A 3132-nucleotide genomic window follows, 5' to 3' on the forward strand; every position below is an offset into this window, starting at 1 on the left:
AGCATCGAGCGCTATGTCGCACGCTACAACCAGCACAACCGTCCATTTGTCTGGACCGCAACCGCCGATTCCATCCTTCAGAAAGTGGCTCGGTTATGTAAAGTTATTTCTGGGACGGAACACTAGTGTGCCGTTCCGTTGTTATTTGATCTATGTTCGCGTAGGATGATGACGTCAGCGGAACGGGAGACGTCATCATGGCAATGGGGCGACCGAAGGCGGAGCTGGTGTTGAGCGAAGACGAGCGCTCGCAACTGGTGTCGATAGCACGTTCTCGCTCGATTTCGGCTTGCGCTGGTCATGCGGGCGCGGGTCGTAGTCGGCTGCTAACGGCGAGCCCAACAGTGCGATCGCACAGCGCCTGCAACTGACGCGCGCCACGGTGGGCAAGTGGTGCCTGCGATTCTTGAAGCAGCGCATCAACGGTCTCTATGACGAAGTACGTCCCGGCAAGCCGCGCACGATCGACGACGAGCGATTGGCGCAATTGATTCAGAAGACTTTGCACACCAAACCTGCGCACGGCTCCACGCACTGGAGCGTGCGCACGATCGCTGCGGAAACCGCTATATCGCCAACAAGCGTGCATCGTTACTTCAAGCTGCTGGGTCTGCAACCGCACCGCAGCGAAAGCTTCAAGCTTTCGACCGATCAATTCTTCATTGAGAAACTGCGCGATGTAGTGGGTTTGTACCTGAGTCCGCCAGAAAATGCGCTGGTGCTGTGCGTGGACGAGAAGAGCCAGTGTCAAGCGCTCGAGCGTACGCAGCCCATGCTGCCGATGGGTTTCGGCTACGTTGAAGGTGTCACGCACGATTACGTTCGTCACGGTACCACTACGCTATTCGCTGCCTTGAATGTGCTCAACGGCGCAGTGCTCGCCACCTGCAAACCGCGTCATCGGCATCAGGAGTTCCTGTCGTTCCTGCGTGAAATCAACAAGGCCGTTCCCGCTGGACTCGACGTGCACTGCGTCGTGGACAACTATGGCAGCCACAAGCATCCGAAGGTCAAGGCGTGGCTGAACTCGTCAGCCGTGAGCGTCATTGTTCTTTGCCTGGCCTCGTGCCGGTAGTCCTTCCAGCGGAACTGGACGGTGTGCCCGTCGAAGGCGAACAACCGGTTATTGGAGATGGCAACGCGATGCGTGTAGCGGCCCAGGTAGTCGAGCACGTGTTCGGCGCCGCCAAACGGCGGTTTCGCGTAGACGACCCACTCCGCCTGGGCGGCGGGGGCGAGCCACGCGGCGAACGCCCGGGCATCACGCAGCGGCTCGAACTGACCATGGAAGCGCAGCGCGCCGGCGTCGAACGCGCGGCGCAGCTGCTCGAGAAACAGGCGGCGAAACAGGCGCGAGAGCACCCCGCACGGGCAGGAAGAAGCCGCGACGGCAGGCGATCCAGCGCTCGCCGTTCCGGGCAATGCCGCCGCCCGGCACCACGCAATGCACATGGGGGTGCGGCAGCAGATCGAAGGGACTCGCGGTGCTGGTCGCGATTCGTAAGTATCGCGAAGTGGTCGCAAGGGACCTATGGCCCATGAGCAGCTGGATCCTGCGCACATCAGTACCAGCTTCGAGCAGATGCGTGGCGAACGCATGCCTCAAGGAATGTGGTGTTATCGGTTTCTGGATGCCGCAACGTTGACGTGCGAGAGCGCAGATTCGCGAGACGGCGGTTCGCGTGATGGGATGTCCGGGAATATCACCGGGAAACAGCCAGTCGCGGGGATGAGCATCCTGCCAGTACGTTCTGAGGACATCGAGCAGACGCGGCGACAGCATCACGTAGCGATCCTTACGGTTTTTGCCCTGGTTCACACGGATGACCATGCGCTTGCTGTCGATGTCCGTGACCTTCAGGTGGACGACTTCCGACACTCGCAGGCCGGCTGCGTAGGCAGCCATCAGGATAGTCCGATGCTTCAGGCTGGGGATGGAGTCGAAGAAGGTGGTGATCTCCTCCAGGCTGAGAACGACGGGGAGCCGGACTGGCTTCCTGGGCAATGGGAAATCCTCGTCACTCCAGTCACGTTTGAGCGTCACGCGGTAGAGGAAGCGCAGTGCGCCGATCGCCGGGCTGAGACTGGCGGGGGCCAGATTGCGCTCTTCGCGGAGGTAGACGAGCCAGGCCCGGATCTCCTCAGGACCCAGCAGTTCGGGTGAACGACGAAAGCGGCGGGCGAAACTGGATATCTGAATCAGATAGGATTTCTGTGTGTTATCGGCTAAATTTCGGATCTGCATGTCGTGCAACATGCGTTGACGCAGCGGGGTCATGGGGAACCTCATGGAAGCAATGGTGAAGCCCGGTTGGGCATCTACATACTGCTCCTGGAGGTGTCTGCGTCTCCTCGTTGGGATCCTGCGCCAGCTCACCGCCACCGATGAACGTCAGCCATCGGCTCTCGCTCTCCTCCCCCTACCGCGTCGCGTCAGCGGTTTAGTACAACCTGGATTTTGTTCCCGGGAACAAATCGGGTACGAGTAGCTCGGGCACGCCGCCGATGAACTCCAGCGCGTCGCACAGGCCGCCGATCCAGCCGGCCATGTTCTCGGAATGCGTCGCGCGCAAACGTCTAGTTCTGGCGATTATGCTGATCTACGCATAACCGGGCCAACTGGACCTTCGCGGGCTCCCCGCGAAGCGTTCGTGCGACGGCCACGATGTATTCATTGCTCGGAACGGCTCGCCTGAACGGTTTCGAACCCTATGCGTGGTTGAAGGAAACACTGGAGAAGTTGCCGTCGTACCCCGTCAATCGCGTGCATGAACTGCTACGCTTGCCCGCTAAACACCTCGACATTCATGGACATCCTTGATTCCCTTCGGCAAGCGCCCAGTTGTATCGCCTCTATTTGACAATCGGCAAAATGCTTGACGATCCCCGACGCATTCTCGAGGTTCGACAACGGCTGCACATCGGTATGGCCGTCAGATACGTCGGCGACAATCCGTTGGGGCCGCCTTCGGAAGGCACTATCACCGAGCTGCGACATACGCAAGCGGTCGTACAGGACAACGTGACTCGACGCCGATGGGCAGTGTTGTATGCGGCGATTCTCCCTGATGCTACTGCAGCTCCAATTCAAAAGGAAGTGCGCCCACCGCGCCCACGCCCGAAGAGTTCTTC

At 59.9% G+C, this 3132-nt stretch carries 1 protein-coding gene and 4 pseudogenes; 3 read left to right on the plus strand and 2 right to left on the minus strand.

The window, feature by feature from the left end; genetic code table 11:
* Positions 1-197 precede the first annotated feature (197 nt).
* A pseudogene (locus BVER_RS28410) lies at positions 198-1024 on the plus strand (IS630 family transposase); the annotation flags it as partial.
* Here BVER_RS28410 and BVER_RS33090 read toward each other — a convergent pair.
* Both BVER_RS33090 and BVER_RS30925 read right to left on the minus strand, forming a co-directional pair.
* Positions 1024-1459: pseudogene (locus BVER_RS33090) on the minus strand (IS91 family transposase); the annotation flags it as partial. The pseudogenes BVER_RS28410 and BVER_RS33090 overlap by 1 nt on opposite strands.
* 45 nt (positions 1460-1504) lie before the next feature.
* A pseudogene (locus BVER_RS30925) lies at positions 1505-2290 on the minus strand (tyrosine-type recombinase/integrase); the annotation flags it as partial.
* Positions 2291-2665: 375 nt separating this feature from the next.
* On the opposite strand from BVER_RS30925, the gene BVER_RS32025 reads away from it, so the two are divergent.
* Positions 2666-2821, plus strand: coding sequence for a transposase domain-containing protein (locus BVER_RS32025; RefSeq protein ID WP_157056277.1), 156 nt, complete (start codon positions 2666-2668; stop codon positions 2819-2821).
* A 21-nt stretch (positions 2822-2842) separates the two neighbouring features.
* Positions 2843-3132 (plus strand): annotated as a pseudogene (locus BVER_RS34875) (hypothetical protein); the annotation flags it as partial.

The organism is Candidatus Burkholderia verschuerenii (assembly GCF_001189365.1).
Classification (GTDB): Bacteria; Pseudomonadota; Gammaproteobacteria; order Burkholderiales; family Burkholderiaceae; genus Caballeronia; species Caballeronia verschuerenii.

Bases quoted from the DNA above. Each gene is read 5' to 3' on its own strand.
- BVER_RS32025 (WP_157056277.1), top strand. From the start codon at position 2,666: ATGTATTCATTGCTCGGAACGGCTCGCCTGAACGGTTTCGAACCCTAT.